The following is a 22157-nucleotide window of genomic DNA, read 5'->3' as shown; positions in this document are numbered from 1 at the left end:
ATATTCAGATAAAAATTAAACATTGTCGTGTCAAATAAAATAGGCTTTTTGGCTATTTTCGCCTTGGTGATCAGTAGCCAAATCGGCTCTGGAATTTTTATGCTCCCAATTAGCCTTGCACCATACGGCGCTTATAGCCTCATAAGCTGGGTTATATCAGGATTTGGTGCTATATCTCTTGCTTTAGTTTTTGCTTCACTCTGCGCAAAATTTCCAGAAACGGGTGGTCCTCATATTTATGTGAAACATGCCTTTGGCTCTACAGCAGCTTTTTTTGTTGGCTGGACATATTGGGTAAGCTCGTGGGTAAGCTCAACAGCTGTGACAATTGCAAGTATCGGTTATTTAGCCCCGCTTTTTCATAATGATATACAAGATATACGTTTGCTTTTAGAAATAACATTAATTTTAGCTATTATGCTAATAAACTTAAGGGGAGTAACTACTGCTGGGCATGTTGAGCTTCTGCTGACCATTGTTAAAATTATTGCACTTCTCGCAATACCTATCGCAGGGTTGTTTTTCTTTGATAAAAATAATTTTATTGTAAGCGAGGAAGTATCAAACTTTACAATATCACAAACTCTTGCTCGTTCTACACTCCTTACTCTATGGTGTTTTATTGGACTTGAATCAGCAACGGCACCTGCAGGATATGTCAATAATCCCTCTAAAACAATACCAAGGGCTATAGTGCTTGGAACAGTCTGTGTTGCTGTGATATATTTCATCAATAGTCTTTCAATTATGGGATTGATAAGTTGTAATGACCTAGCTAGTTCAAAAGCACCATATGTTGATGCGATAAAAATTATGTTTCCAGGTAATTGGCATTTAATTATTTCTGTTGTTGCCTTTATCGTTTCTGTAAGTAATTTAAATGCTTGGTTTTTAGCTGATGGACAGGTCACCTTAGGCCTTGCAAAAGACAAGTTAATGCCGCAATTTTTTGGCAAAAAAAATAAGCATGATGCTCCATTATGGGGAATAATACTCAGTACTTTGGGGGTGTTAGTTTTACTTATCCTAACGTCAAACAAAAGTTTTGCTGAGCAAGTAACTTCAATAATTGATATCTCTGTGGTGTCATTTTTGTTTATCTACTTAGCATGTAGCCTTGCTTTTCTCAAAGTTAATATACAAGACAAAAGCTACTGCAAATTTTTAATTGGAGGTGTGGCTGTATCTTTTTGCTGTTGGGTAATATACGAGACTTCTATAAAAACATTGTTAATATCAAGTCTATTCCCTTTAAGCGGAACACTTATTTATCTACTTTGGTATCATAAACTAAAAACTTAACTTAAATTTTTTATTTGCTAAAATTCTTAAGCTATACTACTGGCTTACATTAATAGAATTAAGAGGTATTGTGTCAAATAAAATAGGTTTTTGGGCTGTTTTTGCTTTAGTCATTAGTAGTCAGATCGGCTCTGGGGTTTTTATGCTTCCAATTAGCCTTGCTCCATATGGCGCTTATAGCCTTATAAGTTGGATGATATCAGGAGCTGGTGCTGTGTCTCTTGCGCTAGTTTTTGCTACGCTATGTGCAAAGTTTCCAGAAACAGGAGGTCCTCACGTTTATGTGAAACATACTTTTGGTCCTGCTGCAGCGTTCTTTGTTGGTTGGACATATTGGGTAATCTCATGGGTTAGTACAACAGCTTTAATAGTTGTGGGTGTTGGCTATCTTACACCATTTTTCCATGAAGATATCAAAAGTATGCGTTTATTTTTAGAGCTGTTGTTATTTACAATCATTACATTAATAAATTTAAGGGGAATAGCTACTGCAGGGCACGTTGAGTTTCTGCTCACGGTTGTGAAGGTTGCTGTATTGCTTGCAATACCTGTAGCAGCGTTGTTTTTTTTCGATAGAAATAATTTTATCATAAGTGAAGAAATATTAAGTCTTACAACATCGCAAATTCTTGCCCGCTCTACACTCCTTACTTTATGGTGTTTTATTGGACTTGAATTGGCAACAGCACCTGCAGGGTCAGTTGATAATCCAGCTAAAACTATACCAAAAGCTGTGGTGCTTGGCACAGTTTGTGTTGCTGTTATATATTTTATCAACAATTTTGCAATTATGGGATTGATCAATGGCAACAATTTAGCAAGTTCAAGAGCACCATATGTTGATGCGATAAAAATTATGTTTTCTGGTAATTGGCATTTAATTGTTTCTATAGTTGCATTCATTTTTTGTGTTGGCAGTCTAAACGCTTGGGTTTTATCTAGTGGACAAGTTGCTTTTGGTCTTGCAGAAGATAGACTAATGCCAAAATTCTTTGCTAAAAGGAACAAGCATGGCTCTCCTTTTTGGGGAATAACAGTTAGTTCAATTGGAACTGCAATTTTACTAATTCTCACTTCAAACAACAATTTTGCCCAGCAGATTACGTCGATTATTGACTTTTCTGTAATTTCATTTTTGTTCGTTTATCTTGCATGCAGTCTTGCCTTTCTAAAGGTTATTATACAGGAGAGGAGTTGTTATAAGCTTTTAATTGGTAGCATAGCAACAACCTTTTGTTGTTGGGTGATATTAGAAACCCCTGTAGGTACTCTGCTGATTTCGAGCCTGTTCACTGCAAGTGGCATACCCATTTATTTATTTTGGTACTGCAAAACTTCTGTGCAACAAATTCAGTAGTGAGAGATACACTTTAAATGGTTAATATTTATGGGCCAAGATTTTTTTTCTCTTTATCTTCTACTTGTTCAATATTACCATTCTCAAGTTTGCTACCTACTTCTTCTGTGCGTTTATTATCTATGTAGATCTCATTTTTTGCTTTATTAGAAAGACCTATTTGCGATTGCAGTTTTTTATACTCTTCTTTTTCAGGCGTGAAAATTTTCACTAAAGATCTTCCTATTATTGGTATTGAACTTAAAAAATCTCTTAATCCAAAAGATTCTTGCTTCTTGTTTGAAAGATGCTGGTCTATCTTAGAAATTTTCACACCATACTTTTTATCATCAAAATTTATCGCTGGCTTGCTTTTTTTCGAAAGAACATTTTGAATCTCTAATCTATTGACTTTTTCAGGCTTTTGAAATTCAGATACTGCAGGTTTGACCTTAGTGTCATCATGTTTTTTACTCATTTCATTCTACCATGCAATATTACTAGTGTCTTATAATTATAACTAAATTATGGTTAATTGCAAGGTAAAAATATTAAAGTAATTGTAAATTTTATCAGTAAAAATATAATATAGCTTTAAAATCAGAGGTTTATTTATATGGGATGTAAGATTGCAGTTATTGGAGCAACAGGAAGAGTAGGATATGAGGTATTGACCATGCTTGCTGAGTTTCAAAAAGAGGGAAAATTTTCGATAGATTCTGTTGTTGCTTTTGCATCGAAAAAATCAAAGGGAAAAAAGGTGAGTTTTGGTGACAAAGAGTTAACAGTTTTATGCCTTGAGGATTATGATTTCGTTGGAACTAATATAGCCATTTTCTGTGCAGAATCTCATGTTTCTGAGAGATACGTACCAATTGCAACTGAGGCCGGGTGCGTTGTGATAGATAACACTTCCTATTTTAGGATGAAAGAAGGCGTGCCACTAGTTATTCCAGAGATCAACAAAGATAAAATTACGGAATATAAAAACCATAACATAATATCTAATCCAAACTGTACTACAATACAAATGTTGCTGGCATTACATTTATTACACAAAAAAGCAAAAATAAAGAGAATCGTTGCTTCAACTTATCAATCAACTTCTGGTGTAGGTAAAGCAGCAATGGATGAGCTTTACAATCAGACAAAAAAAATCTTTATGAATGAAGCTAAAAAACCTGAAATATTTCCTAAGCAAATAGCATTTAATTGCATTCCTCATATAGGAGAGTTTATGGAAGATGGTTCTACAAAAGAGGAGTGGAAAATGCAAGAGGAGACAAAAAAAATTTTAGAAGAGGATATAAAAGTAACTGCAACTTGTGTACGAGTACCTGTTCTTGTTGGTCATGCTATAGCAGTAAATGTAGAATTTGATCAGCATATAACTGAAGAAGAAGCTCGTGAAATGCTCAGTGAAGACGATGGAGTTTTAGTACAAGATAAGCGCGAAGATGGTGGATATATGACTCAGATTGATGTTGTGCAAGAGGATGCCGTATACATATCGCGTATTAGACAAGACGATACCGTTAAACACGGATTAAATATGTGGATAGTAGCTGATAATCTACGCAAAGGTGCAGCACTAAATATAGTGCAGATCTTGGAGATCTTGATCAAAGAGCATTTATAGCTCAATAACTTAAATCTATATTGACATGTCCCATTTTACGCTTGTCCCTAACCTCTTTTTTCCCATATATGGTTAAACTAGCTTTTTCGTTGCTCAAATATTTGTGAGAATTATATATATCATTACCTATTATATTTTTTGTCATGCAAGGAAAGCGTAATACTACTTCCTGCATAGGTAATCCGCATATTACCCTCACCAGCTGCTCGAATTGACTAACGTTGCATGCATCCAAGCTCCAGTGGCAAGAATTGTGGGGTCTTGGGGCCAATTCATTAACTAGTAGTTCATGATTTTGAGTGATGAAAAATTCAATAGCTAGGATTCCTACTACATCAAGCGCAGTTGCTATTTTCTTTGCAGTTTTTTGTACCTCTTGGGCTAATTTATTATCTATTTTAGCTGGTGCTATTGAAGTATTAAGTATTCCGTCAACGTGGTGATTCTCTGCTATAGGAAAAAAAGCTACTTTACCGTTTTTATTTCTTGCAACGACTATTGAAACCTCTTTCAGTAAATCAACACTTGCTTCAAGAATGTACTCTTTATTCCAATCGAAGGAAGCAAATTGCTTCAGTTCAGAATCATTTTCAATCACATATTGTCCTTTTCCATCATAACCCATTTCTGTTGTTTTTAGCCTCACTGGATAGCTAAAAGTTTCACTACTTTCTAGTAGCTGATTATAATTTTGTATACTTTTGTAATCAGCAGTTTTTATGCTTAAATCTCTAATAAAATCTTTCTCTCTCAGCCTATTTTGCGAAATGTGTAACGCCTTTTTGCCTGGATAAAAATCTGCGTGCAGCGACACAATATCAATTGCACTACATGGAATATTTTCAGACTCAATAGTGACTAAATCCACACTCTGTGCAAAAGATTCAAGTGCCCTCTTATCACAGAAGTCTGCTATTGTTAAATCATCAGCAACAGAACAAGCTGGATCGTTTTTAGCACTGGCAAAAATATGCGTTTTGTGCCCAAGTTTTATTGCAGCGATAGCAGTCATTTTACCTAATTGCCCACTTCCTATTATTCCTATCACTTTTTTATCCAGTGGATCTGTTTTGTTCATCATGTAGATTAATATTTCCTAGTTAGAGTACGATAATATGCTTGGAAAATCTATGAAAAAAGTGTATAATTGAAGTGTGTTAAATTTTTATCATGAACACTTTACGATGACCATGAAATACACACTTATTACTAATTCTGTTGAAGTTACAGTTTTGCCAATTTACATTGAAGAGCAATCCATTCCTTATGAAAATTGTTACGTATGGATGTATAATGTTAAGATAAAAAATAAAAGCTCATCAACCATTCAATTATTAAGTCGCTATTGGCGAATAATAGATCATAAGGGCAAAATAAATGAAATTGCTGGAGTTGGTGTTATTGGAGAACAACCTGTAATAAAATCTGGAGAGGTATTCAAATATACAAGTGGAACATACTTAAATACACCATCAGGAATAATGCAGGGTAAATATGAATTTCTGAACGAAGAGAGCATAAAAACCTTTGATGTTATGGTACCACCCTTTTCCTTAGATAGTCCATACGTTAACACTAGACCTCATTGATCATCAAGATAGTGTATTTGTTTAAGTGCATCTGAAACCAACGCTTCTTGGTTTGTCATTTGAGCTTCCATAATGTCATCCGAGTAGCTGATACTGAGATCCAACTAAGTTGATAAACACGAAAGCACTGACCATTTGCTTCTATAGTTGTCTTTTTTCGTCTATCTTATTTTGTTACTCTGCTGAACAGATGCAAAATAGTTTATTTTTGATTCTTATCATCAAGTGTGAATAAGATTATTGTAGAGGTTAAACCTATAATAACTATCATTAACGAAAATGGGGCAGCTTCTCTGTAACGCTCATCGCTGACAAGTTCATATATTCTAGTTGATATAGTTTCAAAATTAAATGGTCTGATAATTAGTGTTGCCGTGAGTTCTTTTACCGTATCCATAAACACGAGCAGAAATCCCGATAGTATGCTTTTCTTGATAAGGGGAATATGAATATTCAGGCACGTGGAAATAGGCCCATGACCCATAGTATATGCAGTCCATTCAATTTCATTTGGTGTTTTTTTGAGTCCCGACTCTATCGCCTTGAAAGATATAGCAAAAAAACGAAATAAATATGAGTAAACTAATGCGCCAATAGTTCCTACCAAGCTAATTTCTACAATATATTGAGTAATGAAAGAAGATATTCTGCTTAAAAACATTATTATGCTAATTGCAATAATTGCATTTGGAATTGCATATCCAAGAGAAATGAGACGTGCTATATTGCTTATTACCTTATTTTTACGTGCTGTATATCCAATAATTATTGCAATGCTGATCGAGATTAGCGCGGTAATAAATGATAAACTAATACTGTTTGTTATTATATTGTAAAATCTTGCTTCATATATGAAAAAGCCTTTCTCTATGCTCCAATATATAAGTGGAATCATTGGTAAAATAAAGCCTATTAATATCGGCAATAAACACATAAGATAAGAAAAGATCAATGATATAGAACCGTTTATACTACGTTTATTGTGATAATCTGCATTAGTATTGATTGAAGAGTAAGATATTTCTCTTTTTTGTAGTTTTTTCTCGATAACTATTAGTGTTGCAACGAAAATCAGTTCTGCAACTGCCAAAACAGTAGTTGAATATTTGTCATGCAGTAAAAACCAAGTACGGTATATTCCCGTCGTGAAAGTATCGATAGCAAGAAACTGTGGTGTGCCGAAATCTGTAATTACTTCCATTAGTACCAAGGATAACCCAGCTATAATTGATGGACGTATGGAGGGTATGATGACAGAAAACAGACTCTGTAATGAGGAGAACCCAAGTGTTGATGCAATAGTGACTGAGTTACTAACGCTCTTTAGACTTGAGCGGACCAACATATAAACGTATGGATATAGACTAAATCCCATTACTAATATTCCACCACCTAGGGATTTGATCTCGGGAAACCAATAGTCACCTTTGCCCAATTGAAAAGTATCTCTTAACAAGCTCTGAATCGGACCTGAAAACTCTAGCGTATTTACATAAACAAACGATACTATATATCCAGGAATTGATATCGGAAAGAATAAGGCAATCTCAAAAATTCTACTTCCGGGAAACGAAAAAAATGTAGTAAGCCAAGCTGGAATTACTCCAAATATAAAGGATATTAACCCTACTCCTACCATCAAAATCAACGTATTGAGTATATATTCAGGAAAAAGTCTACTAATTACCCATCCAGAGTTTGCTGATTCTGTAAATAGAATCGATATTAACGATAGTATAGGGCAGACAAATAATACACTTACTAAAAACAAGAATATATTTTTAAATACTCTCAGAAACATTAACTTGAATCTATATTTGATATTAAAATGTTATATGCAAAAACTAAAGATATCCAGTAATTAACAGCCGTCCTATTGAATATCTTCATAATTTTATATATTATGTTTTAAATCGATAAACTAATTAATTATGAGTTTTGTCATTGCAACTTTCTATCATTTTGTAAAACTCTCTAATTATTATGACATGAAAGATGAAATAAAAGTTGCATGCGACAATGTCGAATTAAAGGGTACTATACTCCTTGCAGAAGAGGGTATTAATGCAACCGTATCTGGTGAAAGAAACGCGATTGATAAAATATTCGATTTTCTACGTTCTGATTATAGACTAAGGGACCTTACATGGAAAGAGAGTGCAGCAGAATATCAACCATTTAGTAAGATGAAAGTGAGATTAAAAAGAGAAATTGTGAATCTTGGTGTAAGTAATCTCGATACTTCCGTTAGAGGTCAGTACATTGATCCAGATTATTGGGATGATTTTATCTCTCAACCTGATGTTTTAGTGATAGACACACGAAATGATTACGAAGTAAAACTAGGCAAGTTTAAAAATGCAATCAATCCACATACTCAGCGTTTTCGAGATTTTCCTCAGTGGGCAGAGTCTTTCTCTGAGAGTAAAGATCTGAAAGTGGCTATGTACTGCACTGGTGGAATCAGATGCGAGAAATCTACAGCATATATGAAAAGCCTTGGATTTAACGATGTTTATCACCTTAAAGGCGGTATTCTTTCCTACCTTGAAAAAACTCACAACAAAAGTGGTAATTGGGAAGGCGAGTGTTTTGTTTTTGATGATAGAATTGCTGTTGATCATTCACTCGCCCCAAGTGATAAAATAAAATGCATATTCTGCTCAAGTAAAGTTTCAACTGATGAGCTGAAATCAGTTTCACGTGGCCAGGTAGTTTGCTCTGATTGTAAATCTTTAAGTATTGAAAGAAATTCAGAATACAACACGAACCTTTAACGACTTATTTCTCTTTGCATATTTGTAACCTTAATTTTATCAAGACATTTACCTACTACATAGCTCGCTCCAGCTCCAAGTAACGCACCAACTATAGCAAATGCAATCAACACTACACCAGAACCGCCAATAAGAGCTAAAGTTTCTTGCCATAAACAACATGCTGCAACTAGACCAGCAACTAAACCAATTCCTGCACTTCTGCACCTAAGTTTCATATTATTACTAATATTGTAACCTCTTCTATGCTTTAGGCTATGACTAGTATTGTTACTTATCCAATCAAAGATTTTGACATTTGGGTTTTTGTCCATAAAATCGATAAGCTCACCTATTGTTTTGTTACGCAAACTATCTAAAAATATAACTTTATCTTCTACATATTGTTCAAATACATTTTTTTTACGTGTCATTTATTTTTCCATACTATTAGAATATGTTTTTACTACACTGCACATCTTAACAATTGGTAAATTCCCATACAAGAATAAGTAGATAATCTTACCACTATAGGTGGGACTAAAGCGCTATAAGATTAAATTCCTGAAAAATGTTGGTAAGAGAGCTTTTCCAAAAACAATAAAGTTAAGAGTTGAAGAGATAGTAAAAGAGCGACTTACAGTTAATCCAATTGATTTTGGTGAATCGTTTTGTTACAAACTCAAAGGATACAGAAGACTGAGAACTGGCGATTATCGTATCATGTAAATGCTGCAAAGTATGAAGTGTTTCAATAAAACACAGAAAAGACATTTACGAGTCTGAGGCTCCATACTAATATCCTTCCAGTATTAACTTACTGTAACCTTTCCGGTTGAGCCACTGCGATTCTTTGCAACGTTTATCTCTAATTCGTTATTAGCATCGATTTTATAGTCTGTAGAGTAGTAAAATTATAGGGGTATAGTCAAAAAATGAGTTATTTTTGAGCTGAGCAAAGCCACCTAAGGTGAAGAGGAAGGAGAGGTGTATAATATAATATTTATAATTTACTTACGTAACTTAACGATTATTGAAAAACATAGTTCTTAAGTACCTTCAAAGCTTTCTCGTAAATAGTGTCTCTATGTCCTATTGTAACGATAGTTACTTCATGTTTTTTGGTGTCTGCACAATACATAATACGGTAATCGCTGACTCTTAGTCTTCTAAACCCTTTAAAGCTATTGGTATAAAGGCTCACCAATGGATCAACTGTAAGGCGTTCCTTTATTGCTTTATTTACTCTTGATTCTATTTTTATTGGTAAAGCTGGAAGATCTTTTTCAGTGACATTCTTCAAAAATTTAATTTTGTAGTTCACTTGATCTCCACTTTACATCTTTGTAATCAACTGTTTCTGCACCTTCAATATCATATTGATCAGCAACTACAGATAGTAAAAAATCTTCCATTTCACTATCTATTGCTTCTTTAAGTAGTTTTTCTGCTAATGCTTGAGCAGGTTGCTTAGTAAGTTCAGATAATTTAGCAAGATGCTGTAAGGTTTCTTTACTGAAAGCTAAATTAGCGTTTGCCATAAGTTTTACCAAGTTCTACTACTGTATAATTATACAACATTTTCCTAAAATTTTCAATAAAAGTAATTATACTATTATTAATATAATATTAATGCTTTTATATTAAAATTAATACAATATTAATTAAGGGGAATATTATGTTCGGAAACTTACAGAGTGAGAAAACAGGAGCAGATTTACAACAAAAGTTGGATAATCAATCAACACAGTATGGAAAAACACGTGTACACCGAAATGAATCAAATTTGAATGATTTGGATCCGGACATGGATCCTTCTCGGCTCTGGAAGAGCTCAGAGGGCAGAACAGTTTGTGAAGAACACCAGGTTGATGCAAGTGATGTATTAAGTGATATTGGAGACAATTTCCATGATCTTGCAGATTTATTTTCTGTTCTGTAGAAGGTACAGGTTTAATATCAAAAAAGTGTGAGGCTTCTTTATTTTTTCCTAAAATTTTCAATAAAGTAAACGAAGTAATTATGCTAATCTAAATATTGGGATAATATTAACATATAAGTACTATCTTAGCGTTAGTTTTTTAATTAAGGAGTATATTATGGTTGAAGACCCTTTTTGTCATATAAATCAGACTTGCCACGAATAATGTGAAATGAAATTCATTGAGGAAAAATCTCAGTGCAATGACCTCTGTGATTTTATCTTTCCAATTTCTGAAACTTGTTCACCATCTGAAGTTGTGGATCAATTAGTATCTATTTAACAAAAAAGTGTCAGTATATTTTTTAATAAAGAATTATATTGACAGATTATGACAGGTTGAATATAAACGAGTTTGCTGAGGCTAGGGAGAAATGACACAGACTAAGTATAGTATTGCAAGATATTGTTAGGAATAGGGAGGATATGCTGGTAGCCGGCTACTGGATGTATTTCTACGATAACAACGACTCTTCGTAATCCGTATTACAAAAACGAGAAAGGTACCAGCCTCTGCAGCTTGATGAACATAAACTCTACTACTTTGTTGACGTAGATTACACCGAAGATCGTTACAATTGCAGAGCTGAAGTGCTAATGCTGCTGCTACTCATACGGTTATTCCGTTGGTGGAGTATGTTTTTTTGGTCGATTGCAGTCTACTAAAAATCAATGAGGACAGAGTTGCTATTATAGGACAAAAATGTGTGTTATACTAGAAATAATGTGCGGAAAAGGGGGGATTCGAACCCCCGACATATTTTCATATGTGCACGCTTTCCAAGCGTGTGCTTTAGACCGCTCAGCCACCTTTCCATACTTATTCATAATATTAAAAATTATGCTGCTAAACAACTGGTATATATGGTTCGCCACGGAAATTCACAGTATTGTTAAACTTGTTTTTGCACGTTAAAAACGCTTTATCACAACCTGCAAGTATCGAATATTTATCTCCGGTAGAAATTTGATATGGAGGAGAAGCAAATAATGTAACTACTTTATTTTTGTATTCTTTAACTACAACTTCAAATGTTGCTGAACTAAACACTCCGTGCTTATAATATCCATCGCTTTCGATTAAATTAGTGTCTTCAAATCTTCTTTCATCTATCACTTTAGTAATTGTGCTCATTCTACTAAACTTTTTAGCATCAGCTTTACATCTATCATCGCAAAATTGTGCCCTGCATACAGGAGAATATAGCTCTGTTATGCTTCTCTCAAGCTTTGTCGCAAGACCTCTAATTTCAGCGATAAACCTCCCACTATTTAATGTTACTTTACCAAAAGTTCCTGCATGCAAATTCATAATTCCCTGACTCAAATCTTTATAATTCACAAGAAATATTTCAATATTTGCAAAGTCATGCCTTCCTGATAAAACATCTTTTTCTTTAATATCAGCACTATTTAATATTCCTTCAATTTCTAGATTATCAGTTCTCAAATCGCTATTTAATATTATACTGCTGGCTATAAAACCGCTTGAAGATTTATAGAGTATATTATTGAGATTTAAATCTTTATCATAGTCAGTGAATCCCATTACCTCCCCACTTACAAGTGTTAATTTCCAGCAAGTAGCGATGGTAAGTAATTCTCCAGTTAAATGGTTTTTTAGTTTGGTTTGCATACTGCTTAATTGATTGAATTTGAAAACGTTCGATAGGTAAGGGATTATGATAATTTATCCATTATCTGAGTAGCCATAGGGTGTCATGCCAGTGTCCAGACACTGGCATCCAGTTAAATTTACGAGTATAAAAGTAATGTTAAAATACAACGTTTCTGATGATGATGGAAAAATGGATCCCAGTGTCAAGCACTGGGATGACACCATTTACTATGCAAATTGCCACAATTTTCGTACAGCTGTGACTGGGATGACATTACTTATTGTGTGAATAAAATAAATACTCGTAGAGTTTGTTACGCACTGGCTTATGTTTATTTGATCGACAAATAAACACTAACAGACAAGACACACACCACATTCAAGTTGTGGTGTGTATTACTAGAACAAATTAGAAAGAAAACTTCACACCAGTTAGTAGAAGAATTCCTTGGTTAGAAGGTACATCAGTACCTTTTTGGTCTTTCAGCGCACCTTGTTCATCAGTCATAAAATAATGTAAGGCTGCATAAGGAACAAACTTGCTCTTATTGCAAGAAGATAGATCATACTGAACACCAAGTGCAACATCATGAAGCATATCTTTGTCGCTCATTCTGCTACTAAAGTATGTCAAGCTTGTGTAGATATTATCATATTGATAACCAGCACCTGCAGTCCAATACATGGTGTCCTTGTCATTAAATTGCTTTAAGCCATTTTTTCTAACATCATCATTAGTATCTTTATATTCTTTTGAAGTAGGGTTGAGTTCCTTGATACTCTTCGGTTGACTAGATTTGCCTAAATATGCAAAAGAAGCAGCGAATTTTATATTTTGACCTTCATCAATCTTATAATCAGCGCTTACACCCAAATTAACACCCATCAGGTCATTGTACTCTACAAATTCCTTATAAAGATGCTTATCTTTACTCGGTTGCTTTGAAACCCCATATTCACCAACTACGGAAGTTTTAACTTTTACATTATGTTTACTAAAGTCATATTCATATGATGCACCAGCACTTATTATATGCTGGTAATCTGGTCCAACATGTCTTAACGTTTCCTCATTCTTTACCCCTGTTACCTTATTACTTGAATCTTTGAGGAAATCTGGAGCTATTTCTTTTACAACGGATAAACCACTATCGTAGCGAGGTGAGTAGCTAAGACCAAATCTTGCACCCATATAATTCGGCGAGTAGTAAGCAGCTCTAAATGGCAATGTGGTCATAATCTCTTTGTTGTATTTTCCTGCCATACGGAAGGAGAGTTTTTCGCTCTCGCTCGAGAAGCTTTCAGTGTAAAGACGTGGTGTTACGTAAAATGGGAAGTTTGCAGCACTTCCTTCTAAGTTTACTTTTCTGAACCAGTCACTATCTGCAGCTCCATCAACAGTTGCAATTCTTGTTGCATCAAGTCTCATCAGAGACTCAGGACCAAACTGATAGCCAAGTTTCAGATCACCATATTTTGAATTCAAAAACACATGTGCACTTCTACCTCTTGCAGCATTCACGCCTTGTGAAGCTCCTTTACCTTCAGTAACTGGAACATGGAATTGTACATCGGCACCATAACGAAGACCAATATCCTCATTTTTATTTTCAGCTCTTAAGTGCAATATTGCATCTGAAATCATGCCCATGTTTTCACTGTAATCACCAATATTCCCTATTCCTTTAGGAAATATTGGATTTGCTCCTTTTATACTATCTGTAGTATTGTTAAAATAATCTGTAGATTTACCTGGCATAACATTATAATGGTTATAGCCACTTAGCCCATGGTTACCATAACCTTGAGAATCAACAACGCCACCGAAAGTTATTCTTAAACCATCCCCTTGATTGGTATTGATAATATCAACCCCACCAACTGAAACAACAGGACTTGCCTTACCTTTTTCCTCTGTATTGCTGTTAACAACTTTTACATCCTTTTTTATATCTTTAGCTTCAATTTTAGCATTCTTAGTTTTAGAACCCTTAATTTTTGACTTTTCTACATTAGAATTTTTAACTTTCAGGGCTTTCGCCTTTGAATCCTCTATAAGCTTTGCTTTTTTCTCTTTTGCTAGCCTAATTTCATCTTTTTTCTTTTGTTTTGCTACTAATTTTAACTCTTCTTTTTTCTTCTTTTGTTCAGCTGCTAATTTTAACTCCTCTTTTTTCTTCTGCTCAGCTGCTAATCTTAATTCTTCTTTTTTCTTAAGCTCCTCAGCTTTTTTTCTTGGATCAGCATTACATATCCTGTCCATTTTTTCTTTTAGTTTCTTATTTGACGTCTTCATCACTTCCATCTTTCCAGAAGTTTTGATTGACTCGTTACTCTCTTGCTTTTTTACTTCCTTCATACTCTCGTCAGAAAAGTCAGCAGCAAAGCCACTGAAAGAACATAAAGTCAATAGAGAAGCTAGAGCAGTTCTAGTATAAATAGATTTTTTCATGAAGTGCCCCCAAAAAATTTTAAAATCATAACATAAATAGTATAAAGGTGTTGAAAATCCAACTTAAAGCAACCTTATAGCGAAAATAAAAGTAAAATGCAATACTTTAAAAGCAACTTTCTTAATACGCTCAACGTGTATATTAACCAAAATTTAGTACAGAGGTTTGCTTGTTAGTGTATTATAATTCTATACTTATTCTATGGAAGTAAAATTTACTCAAGTGAAAGTACATAAAGATTAAAATATTAATATAACTATTGACAATAATATTAGTTTATATTATAATTAGTGAATTATTGTTTTATTTTTAATAATTAAGGTATTTATGGATTTTAGTTTTTTACGAAATTGGTTTAGCACTACAGGTGCTGCTACAGGCTCAGAGCCAGGTAATACTGAACAGCCAGACTCTATTTCAGTAGATGATGGCAAATACGAGATGAAAGAATATGACGATGAATTTGAGATCATTGAAGATTATGAATTTATAAATCGTGCTGATCCAAATGAGCCATGTTCTTTACCTTCTGACTATAAAATAGATGAAAGTATTGTAAAAATTGCAGGATTTGATAGAGAGAAATTATTAGAAATGGGTAATTTCTGCAATATAAGCTATGGCGATGATGATGATAAATTAAGTAAAAAAAGATGTAACAATCTAGCTCAAAGAGTATACAAAACTGAATTTGAAACTGAAGAAGATTTTGAGATTGTTCCATCTACTGAAAAAATGTATAAAACTAGAGCTGAACTCATCAGCGAAGGTTATGAAATTATTCCATTTGGTAATAGCTTTGAAAAAGACGCTGGTCATGTTTTCATAAAAGGTAAAGAAATAACAATAGCTTACCACGGTACTCGTCTGAGCCATGGTGCAAATGATGGACTTACTGATATAAATGTACTTTTTACTACTTCAGAATTTTTACCTGAAGGTGGAAGAATGCATAGAGGATTTTATAATTCATTTACGGATTCATGGCCTAATCTTTATGGCATTTTGAAATCTCATGCTGAAAAACAAGGATCAAAAATCAAAGATTTTAAAATTAATCTCACAGGTCACAGTATGGGAGGAGCTATTGCCAAGATAGCTGCTTTATGCCTAAACAAAACAGAAGGAGCTGAAGATGTCCATGTTGCAACTTTTGGTGATCCACGAGTTTTTGATCTTACTGCTAGTGAATTTTATAATGATGTTCTTCAAGAAAAAACCATTAGAGTAACTCAACATAGACAAGACCCAGTACCAGCGGTATCACCTGGTATTTGTGGTTATGCTCATGTAGGTGCACAATTGAGAATATCAGTACCTGAAGGATATTTTGTTCATCAAATGGATGGTTATCATGAAGCCATTAAAATAATGGATGAAAATGACTTCCGATCAAACAATAACGTTTCTCTCTTTTACTACCCTTCGAGAATATTAAGCCGAATTAACTGTGCAGTTTTAGGTAACGTTCAATATTATGCTGCTAATTTAGGTAATTATATCCTTGGTGGACAAAACTTTTTCGAAGAAGTAAAAAATAAAAATTTTTCTCAGCTTGAACAAGCAGAAGTTAAGCAGATAGGATATGAGGATTCCTTGTCTACTGCAAGGAGTTTATAACTACTATACAGAGCAATCTAATGATTGCTCTGTAAGCATCTATTCATTTAAATTCAATATAAAAATTTTCACCAGAAGTTATTTTCCATTCTTCTTTAAATTTCTTTAGGTGTTCTTTTTTTTCGCATTCTAAAAGCAGTTCTTCTATGCTCTTATTATAGCTTTCTGTAGTAATTCTTCCTTGATGATGCATAAACCTCAAATAAATCAAATAAGTGTTAATCACATCTGTTTCACAATAATCGCGAATCTCTTGTATTTTGCCACTATCATATAAGTCCATAACTTGTGAACCATCAACTCCAATCTTACCGGGAAGATTAAATGCTGCGCAAACTTCGTTCATCTTCATTCTTGCAGAAGCTCCAAAATCAGAGAGAGATTCAAGCAAATCACAATGCCAATCACTACTGTACCTCTGATTGTAACTATTCCACTTATCGCCAGCTTTGTGAAAATATTCTGCTTGAATGCCATGAACCATAGAACGGTACTTCAGTACCGGTATATCAAAAGTGCGTCCATTGAACGAAACTAGTCTTGGCTTTTTCTCTGATATGTAGTTAAAAAATCCCTTTACTAGCTCTTTTTCATTGGAGTTTACTGTGCCTCCAGATCTTATTTCTTGTAGTGTGAACATTTCATAGCCGCTCTGGCGTGTTATATTACAAAGTAAAAAACTAATAACTACAACAAGGTGGAAGGGCTGACGCAGAAAAGAGTTTTGCCCGTTTGTTATTTCAAGATGATATTTTGTTAATGCGTTCCTCTTTTCTTCTACACTGCTATCATCACTAATATTTAGTAAATTCTTGCAGGAATTTACATCTGGTATAGTTTCAATATCAAATACTAACAAAGAATTAAGCATTACTTATATATTCCTCAGGGCGATCAGTCCAAGGTCGCACTTTTACGAACAAAAAGAGATGAACTTTACACTCAAATAATTTTTCCAATTCTGTACGTGCCTCGATATTAATTTTTTTTATGCTACTGCCGTCTTTTCCTAGCACTATTTTCTTATGATTATCTTTCAATACAAATATGATCTGTTTTATGACTAAACTCTTATCTTTTTTTTCCTCAAATTGTTCAGTTATAACAGCTGTAGAGTATGGCAATTCTTCACGTAGGTTCAAGAATAACTTTTCTCTCGTAATTTCCGCTGATAAAAAATCAGCTGAGGAATCAGTTATTTGATCTTTTTCATAAAACCAAGGGCCTATCGGTGCAATTTTAGACAAGTAACTAGTCAGATCAGAAAGTCCATCATTCTTCAGTGCCGAGATCGTAAAAATTTTTTCAAACTTATAAAGCAAATTTAGGTGCTCATGTGCCATCTTGAGCTCTGATTTCTTTACTAAATCAGTTTTATTGATAACCAAAATGCATCTGCCTTTTGTGCGCTCCAGTCGTGCAAATATCGTTTTTATTCTTTCTATATTTTTTAGGTAATTGTTTACATCAACAAGCAATAAAGTAATGTCACTATCCTTAACTGCTCCCCATGCAGATTTGACTAAAGCTTTTTCAAGATTTGTTTCTGCTGAAAACACTCCCGGAGAGTCAGTAAAAACAATTTGCGCATTGTTGCATATAGCAACACCCCTTACCTGTGTCCTTGTTGTCTGCACTTTAGGGGTGACAATTGCAATTTTCTTGCCTACGATGCTGTTAATTAGCGTTGACTTTCCAGCATTTGGCAAACCAGCTATCGTTACAAATAAGCATTTTTCTTCTTTCACAAAGGAAATTATAAAGAAAACTAAACGTTAACGTCAAACAACTTTTTTTAATTATTCTTTAACTAGCCCGTTTTCTTCCTCTTTTGAAGAAAAACATTTTCCAACTTTTTCAACTATAGGTGATATAATATAATCATTCACTTTTTCAGCTATTGGTTCAATAACACAAACTGTTACAAATAACCCTGCGATTACTGCTATGGGTGCTATCACCGCACCTGCTAAAGCTGCCGATCCCATTCCAAGCATTATACTTGGAGAAATAGCAGTTGCAGCTGCAGCAAGACCAACTCCAATTGCAGCACTTGCAAGTGCGGAAATACCAGAATAGATAGGCTCATATTTTTCATCCTTTTGAATATGATCTTTTTTGCAAAATTTGTATAGTAGCTTCCCCGCAAACAGAGCTGTAATCAATGCTGGAACTATAGAACCAACAATCCCACCCATTACCAATGGTGATAGAGTTGTAAAACTGAGCGCTAAGCCTGTAAGTGCTCCTATTGATGTAGCTATACCTAAGGCAAATAACATTGCTTTAGTCTTGTTGTCCATATAATCCTCCTAAATAATAATTTTCTAAAAAGCTTTTAGCTACTTTTAGTATAGCTGAACTAGTTGAATAGGGGAAGGAAATTTTTTATGTTAAAATTAAAGAGCGGGAGAAGGGCCTCGACCTTGGCAAGGTTGCACCTTACGAACTTCCACAAGCCACTTATAGGCAAAATAAAAAGCAAAAACCTCGCTTAATTCACTTAAACTCCCTGTTCTTTTGAAGAAAAACGCTCAACTATAGGTGATATAATATACTCATTCACTTTCTGAGCTATTGGTTCAATAATACCAAATGCTACAAGGAACCCTGCAATTACTGCTATGGGTGCTATTATTGCACCTGCTAAAGCTGCCGATCCCATTCCAAGCATTATACTTGGAGAAATAGCAGTTGCAGCTGCAGCAAGACCAACTCCAATTGCAGCACTTGCAACAAATAAACAAGCATGAGCATAAGAGAATTGGGATTGTGAGAGTCTCTCACCTGTACAAAGGGCAAAGTGTAAGAGTGCAGGAATTGCAGCAATAATTCCACCCATTACCAAAGGTGATAAAGCTGTAAAACTGAGTCCCAAACCTGTAAGTGCTCCTATTGGTATATCTGTACCTAAGATAAATAACATTATTTTAGTATTATCATTCATATAACCTCCTTAATTAATTTTCTAAAAAACTTTTAGCTACTTTGAGTATAGCTGAACTAGTTGAACAGGGGAAGGAAATTTTTTATGTTAAAATTAAAGAGCGGGAGAAGGGGTTCGAACCCTCGACCTCAACCTTGGCAAGGTTGCGCTCTACCAACTGAGCCACTCCCGCAATGAAAATTTACTTATTCTTATTATAGGTGCATATCATAATTTGTAAACCCATGCATATGAAAAATATGGGAGCCAATCTTCTATGATCTTTTCGTATACTTAAAACTCATTTTTGATTATTATATGTGTCATAAAACATATTAAATTTATGAGAATATTTATATATAAGGACGACCTGCCAGCCAGTGCAATACCGAATGATATAAAATCTATAGCTGTTGATACAGAGGCAATGGGGCTACTGCATAGCAGAGATAGATTATGCCTTGTTCAGCTCTCTTTCAATGATGGCAACGCTCACTTAGTTCAATTCAAAAACGATTATACAGCTCCAAATTTGAGAAAAATATTAGAGGATAAAAATATAACCAAAATATTTCACTTTGCGCGATTTGATGTGAGTATAATACATTACTACCTGCAAACTTGGGCACTGCCTTGCTATTGCACGAAAATAGCCTCACGTTTAGTTCGCACCTACACAGATAATCATAGCTTAAAAGAGTTGTGCTTAGAACTACTTGATATAAAATTAAATAAGCAACAACAATCTTCTGATTGGGGAAATGAAATTTTAACAGACAAGCAAAAAAGTTATGCTGCATCTGATGTTTTATATCTCCATAAAATAAAGGAAAAGCTAGATTTAATGCTAGAACGTGAAAATAGAAAAGAATTAGCCGAAAAGTGCTTTGAATTTCTTCCTACTCGTATTGAGCTAGATTCAATGGGTTGGGGGAGTGTAGATATCTTTAATCATCATATGTAATCACTTCACTTGAATCCAGAAAAATTTAGTTGATCAGCTGTTAATTGATACGCTATATTTATAAAAATTTAGGTATTTTATGAGTGATGATATTAAAGCGGTAAATGATCAAAATTTCGAATCTGAAGTTGCTAACCACAAAGGATTTGTGCTGGTAGATTTTTGGGCAGAATGGTGTGGACCATGCAAAAGTCTGATGCCACGTATCGAGCAATTGGCTGAGGATAGAAAAGGCAAGATCAAGATCTGCAAGTTCGACATAGATGGAGAAACTGAGGTGCCAAGTAAGTATGGAGTTCAATCTATACCTACTTTAATCATATTTCAAGATGGTAAGGAAATTGCACGCAAAATTGGCGCAATAAATGATTTACACAGTTGGGTTGATAGTGAAATAAGCGAGTAGACAAATTTCCTTTTGCGTGTATTATAGGTGTTGATAAAAGGGATTGTAGCTCAGTCGGTTAGAGCAGTTCGCTCATAACGAATTGGTCGTAGGTTCGAGTCCTACCAATCCCACCACTATTGATACAATTGCAAGGCCTACTCTCTTACGTAAAATTTTTGCCTTGTTATAGTACGTGGTTGTTAGTGTTTGAAAACTCCATGATATTAGATTCCTTGCATAACTGGAATTCAAAAGTTCCAGCGCGGTTTTCTTATTGGATCTCAGCTGGGATGACGCCTGGTTATGAAAGAAATCTATTGTCAAAAAAAATTACTTCCGCGTATTTTGAATCTGATTATAATGACAATTAGAGATATTTTAAGAGCTCAAAAATTTATCTTTGTCTGCAGACTTTCAATTAACTTTTCAATAAAAAACGTAGCGTATCTTTTTCAGCGTATACACACGTCTGTCATATGTGCGCTGCATTTTTTTCTAATCTTTTTATACAGGAGGATTTTATGTCCAGAATTCCAGATACTTGACCTTTACTTTAGCTAATAACAGGCGCCTGTGATTTTTATAAAGAAAGTGTAGGAAATAACCAAAAACTGTTTCCAGGCATAAATTTGCCATGTATACCTAAAAAGTAATTATATTAGCATAATATTCATACTTATATGCCAATATTAATATTCTTTGAATTGAAGAATATTATGGAACAACAAGCATCAAACAAAGATATAGGGATTAAATTTAGACAGGATCAATGTAAGCAGAAATGCCATTCCTACAAAACAAAACTGACAGACCAAGAATGCCTAGATAAATGCTATGAGAAGTACGTTTCTAAACTTTATCCACAAATTAGTGAGAAATTATTAGCTAGTGAAAACAATCTCTATGATGAAAGCACAAAATTATCACTTATGGCAGATACTCTAGATGCAATGTTTTTTTAATCACAAAAGAAACACTTATTTCAATATTTGCAGAGATGTTAGCTTTTTAGATATATTCTGACTTATTGAATAATTCTTTAAATTGGTAAAATACTGTTTCTTTTCCTCTATTTCTTTTTCACTATTCTTTCCACATATCGCTTCTGTTTTTATCTCTGGTTGTTTCTCTTGATTGAGAGAGCCCTTCTTTTCAAAATAATTATCTGTGAATTCTAAAAAGAGTGAAATCAGCTCAGGAAGATTGTATTTGTGTTCACTTGATGAGCACAATTCTGTAATCGAAGAAAAGTGAATATCATCTGCCTTAATAGGTAGTAACGATAGAAACTTATTCCAGCATTTTTTCATTATTCCAACTTCAGGTTCAAGGTTTTTTATTTTAGCTAAGTTGGCATGCTCCATAAAAAACTCTTTATATTGCTCAAAACCTTCAAAAGTTTCTTTTTTTTGGTAGTTTTTTTTCCTATGACTTTTTTCTATGTCAGCAATTTTAGTACCTATATTTGCCTGCTTACTAATAAAGCCATCGTTCTCTAAGTTAAAACAAATTGTGTATGGAGTAATGTCGTTTACTATTGTGTGTAATAGTTTAGACTTGATCTGACAAGCAAACAAAGTAAGAT

General features: G+C 34.1%; 23 protein-coding genes, 3 tRNA genes and 1 pseudogene. 12 read left to right on the top strand and 15 right to left on the bottom strand.

Annotated elements, in window-relative coordinates; genetic code table 11:
* Positions 1–27: 27 nt before the first annotated feature.
* Together JR053_RS02190 and JR053_RS02185 are read left to right on the top strand one after the other, a co-directional pair.
* Positions 28–1302 carry an APC family permease gene (locus JR053_RS02190; RefSeq protein WP_029237623.1) on the top strand — a complete coding sequence of 425 codons (1275 nt, stop codon included), beginning with the start codon at positions 28–30 and terminating at the stop codon, positions 1300–1302.
* Between the two features lie 70 nt (positions 1303–1372).
* Positions 1373–2659 carry an APC family permease gene (locus JR053_RS02185; RefSeq protein WP_010402900.1) on the top strand — a complete coding sequence of 429 codons (1287 nt, stop codon included), beginning with the start codon at positions 1373–1375 and terminating at the stop codon, positions 2657–2659.
* A gap of 28 nt (positions 2660–2687) precedes the next feature.
* Here the strand turns inward: JR053_RS02185 and JR053_RS02180 are convergent, their stop codons facing one another.
* Positions 2688–3116: a hypothetical protein gene (locus tag JR053_RS02180; protein ID WP_010402898.1), complete on the bottom strand. Its 429-nt coding sequence runs from the start codon at positions 3114–3116 to the stop codon at positions 2688–2690.
* A 138-nt stretch (positions 3117–3254) separates the two neighbouring features.
* On the opposite strand from JR053_RS02180, the gene JR053_RS02175 reads away from it, so the two are divergent.
* Positions 3255–4277, top strand: a complete 1023-nt coding sequence (locus JR053_RS02175) for an aspartate-semialdehyde dehydrogenase (RefSeq protein WP_010402896.1) — start codon at positions 3255–3257, stop codon at positions 4275–4277.
* 1 nt (position 4278) lies between these two features.
* Here the strand turns inward: JR053_RS02175 and JR053_RS02170 are convergent, their stop codons facing one another.
* The gene (locus JR053_RS02170; RefSeq protein ID WP_010402894.1) at positions 4279–5355 is read right to left on the bottom strand and encodes a 5-(carboxyamino)imidazole ribonucleotide synthase; all 1077 of its coding nucleotides are present in this window, start codon (positions 5353–5355) and stop codon (positions 4279–4281) included.
* Positions 5356–5461: 106 nt separating this feature from the next.
* Between JR053_RS02170 and apaG the strand changes: the two genes are divergently transcribed.
* Entirely contained in the window at positions 5462–5866 is a 405-nt protein-coding gene (gene apaG, locus JR053_RS02165) for a Co2+/Mg2+ efflux protein ApaG (RefSeq protein ID WP_010402892.1), read from the top strand.
* 202 nt (positions 5867–6068) lie between these two features.
* Here the strand turns inward: apaG and JR053_RS02160 are convergent, their stop codons facing one another.
* Entirely contained in the window at positions 6069–7667 is a 1599-nt protein-coding gene (locus JR053_RS02160) for an ABC transporter permease (protein ID WP_010402890.1), read from the bottom strand.
* A gap of 130 nt (positions 7668–7797) precedes the next feature.
* On the opposite strand from JR053_RS02160, the gene trhO reads away from it, so the two are divergent.
* Complete coding sequence (gene trhO / locus JR053_RS02155; RefSeq protein ID WP_010402888.1) at positions 7798–8643, top strand: oxygen-dependent tRNA uridine(34) hydroxylase TrhO; 846 nt, start codon at positions 7798–7800, stop codon at positions 8641–8643.
* On the opposite strand, the gene JR053_RS02150 is transcribed toward trhO, so the two are convergent.
* The 3 genes from JR053_RS02150 to JR053_RS02140 all read right to left on the bottom strand — a co-directional run bounded on the left by JR053_RS02150 (position 8640) and on the right by JR053_RS02140 (position 10163).
* Entirely contained in the window at positions 8640–9056 is a 417-nt protein-coding gene (locus JR053_RS02150) for a hypothetical protein (protein ID WP_010402886.1), read from the bottom strand. The genes trhO and JR053_RS02150 overlap by 4 nt on opposite strands.
* 596 nt (positions 9057–9652) lie before the next feature.
* Positions 9653–9946 carry a type II toxin-antitoxin system RelE family toxin gene (locus JR053_RS02145; RefSeq protein ID WP_416603395.1) on the bottom strand — a complete coding sequence of 98 codons (294 nt, stop codon included), beginning with the start codon at positions 9944–9946 and terminating at the stop codon, positions 9653–9655.
* Positions 9930–10163, bottom strand: a complete 234-nt coding sequence (locus JR053_RS02140; RefSeq protein WP_416603394.1) for a hypothetical protein — start codon at positions 10161–10163, stop codon at positions 9930–9932. Before JR053_RS02140 ends, JR053_RS02145 begins: the two co-directional genes overlap by 17 nt.
* A 137-nt stretch (positions 10164–10300) precedes the next feature.
* Between JR053_RS02140 and JR053_RS02135 the strand changes: the two genes are divergently transcribed.
* Entirely contained in the window at positions 10301–10564 is a 264-nt protein-coding gene (locus JR053_RS02135) for a hypothetical protein (RefSeq protein WP_139686799.1), read from the top strand.
* A 768-nt stretch (positions 10565–11332) separates the two neighbouring features.
* On the opposite strand, the gene JR053_RS02130 is transcribed toward JR053_RS02135, so the two are convergent.
* A tRNA-Ser gene (locus JR053_RS02130) sits at positions 11333–11419 on the bottom strand.
* Between the two features lie 31 nt (positions 11420–11450).
* Positions 11451–12239 (bottom strand): DUF2163 domain-containing protein, encoded by a 789-nt coding sequence (locus JR053_RS02125; protein WP_029237622.1) that lies wholly within the window; start codon positions 12237–12239, stop codon positions 11451–11453.
* 85 nt (positions 12240–12324) lie between these two features.
* Between JR053_RS02125 and JR053_RS02120 the strand changes: the two genes are divergently transcribed.
* Positions 12325–12510 carry a hypothetical protein gene (locus JR053_RS02120; RefSeq protein ID WP_416603391.1) on the top strand — a complete coding sequence of 62 codons (186 nt, stop codon included), beginning with the start codon at positions 12325–12327 and terminating at the stop codon, positions 12508–12510.
* 120 nt (positions 12511–12630) lie between these two features.
* Here JR053_RS02120 and JR053_RS02115 read toward each other — a convergent pair whose 3' ends face one another.
* Positions 12631–14673 (bottom strand): WD0745 family porin, encoded by a 2043-nt coding sequence (locus JR053_RS02115; protein ID WP_010402866.1) that lies wholly within the window; start codon positions 14671–14673, stop codon positions 12631–12633.
* Between the two features lie 328 nt (positions 14674–15001).
* Between JR053_RS02115 and JR053_RS02110 the strand changes: the two genes are divergently transcribed.
* Positions 15002–16294 carry a lipase family protein gene (locus tag JR053_RS02110; protein ID WP_010402864.1) on the top strand — a complete coding sequence of 431 codons (1293 nt, stop codon included), beginning with the start codon at positions 15002–15004 and terminating at the stop codon, positions 16292–16294.
* A gap of 43 nt (positions 16295–16337) precedes the next feature.
* On the opposite strand, the gene JR053_RS02105 is transcribed toward JR053_RS02110, so the two are convergent.
* The 5 genes from JR053_RS02105 to JR053_RS02085 all read right to left on the bottom strand — a co-directional run bounded on the left by JR053_RS02105 (position 16338) and on the right by JR053_RS02085 (position 19413).
* The gene (locus JR053_RS02105; protein ID WP_010402862.1) at positions 16338–17165 is read right to left on the bottom strand and encodes a 3'-5' exonuclease; all 828 of its coding nucleotides are present in this window, start codon (positions 17163–17165) and stop codon (positions 16338–16340) included.
* Entirely contained in the window at positions 17158–18042 is an 885-nt protein-coding gene (gene era / locus JR053_RS02100) for a GTPase Era (RefSeq protein ID WP_010402857.1), read from the bottom strand. The genes JR053_RS02105 and era overlap by 8 nt, the downstream gene beginning before the upstream one ends.
* A 51-nt stretch (positions 18043–18093) precedes the next feature.
* On the bottom strand, positions 18094–18597 hold the full coding sequence (locus tag JR053_RS02095) for a hypothetical protein (RefSeq protein WP_416603387.1): 504 nt from the start codon (positions 18595–18597) through the stop codon (positions 18094–18096).
* 200 nt (positions 18598–18797) lie between these two features.
* On the bottom strand, positions 18798–19241 hold the full coding sequence (locus JR053_RS02090) for a hypothetical protein (RefSeq protein ID WP_416603385.1): 444 nt from the start codon (positions 19239–19241) through the stop codon (positions 18798–18800).
* A gap of 99 nt (positions 19242–19340) precedes the next feature.
* A tRNA-Gly gene (locus JR053_RS02085) sits at positions 19341–19413 on the bottom strand.
* A 150-nt stretch (positions 19414–19563) separates the two neighbouring features.
* On the opposite strand from JR053_RS02085, the gene JR053_RS02080 reads away from it, so the two are divergent.
* The 4 genes from JR053_RS02080 to JR053_RS02065 all read left to right on the top strand — a co-directional run bounded on the left by JR053_RS02080 (position 19564) and on the right by JR053_RS02065 (position 21534).
* Positions 19564–20184 (top strand): ribonuclease D, encoded by a 621-nt coding sequence (locus JR053_RS02080; RefSeq protein ID WP_010402854.1) that lies wholly within the window; start codon positions 19564–19566, stop codon positions 20182–20184.
* A 79-nt stretch (positions 20185–20263) separates the two neighbouring features.
* Positions 20264–20590 (top strand): thioredoxin, encoded by a 327-nt coding sequence (gene trxA / locus JR053_RS02075; RefSeq protein WP_007302120.1) that lies wholly within the window; start codon positions 20264–20266, stop codon positions 20588–20590.
* Between the two features lie 39 nt (positions 20591–20629).
* Positions 20630–20706, top strand: a tRNA-Ile gene (locus JR053_RS02070).
* A 582-nt stretch (positions 20707–21288) separates the two neighbouring features.
* A complete protein-coding gene (locus JR053_RS02065; RefSeq protein ID WP_010406948.1) occupies positions 21289–21534 on the top strand; it encodes a hypothetical protein in 246 nt (81 codons plus the stop codon).
* 15 nt (positions 21535–21549) lie between these two features.
* Here the strand turns inward: JR053_RS02065 and JR053_RS02060 are convergent.
* Positions 21550–22157 (bottom strand): annotated as a pseudogene (locus JR053_RS02060) (alpha/beta hydrolase); the annotation flags it as partial.

Origin of the sequence: Wolbachia endosymbiont of Nasonia vitripennis (assembly GCF_048054115.1) — a bacterium.
Lineage (GTDB): Bacteria > Pseudomonadota > Alphaproteobacteria > Rickettsiales > Anaplasmataceae > Wolbachia.
Note: the sequence above shows the minus strand (reverse complement) of the source record. Positions and strands in the feature narration are given on the sequence as shown.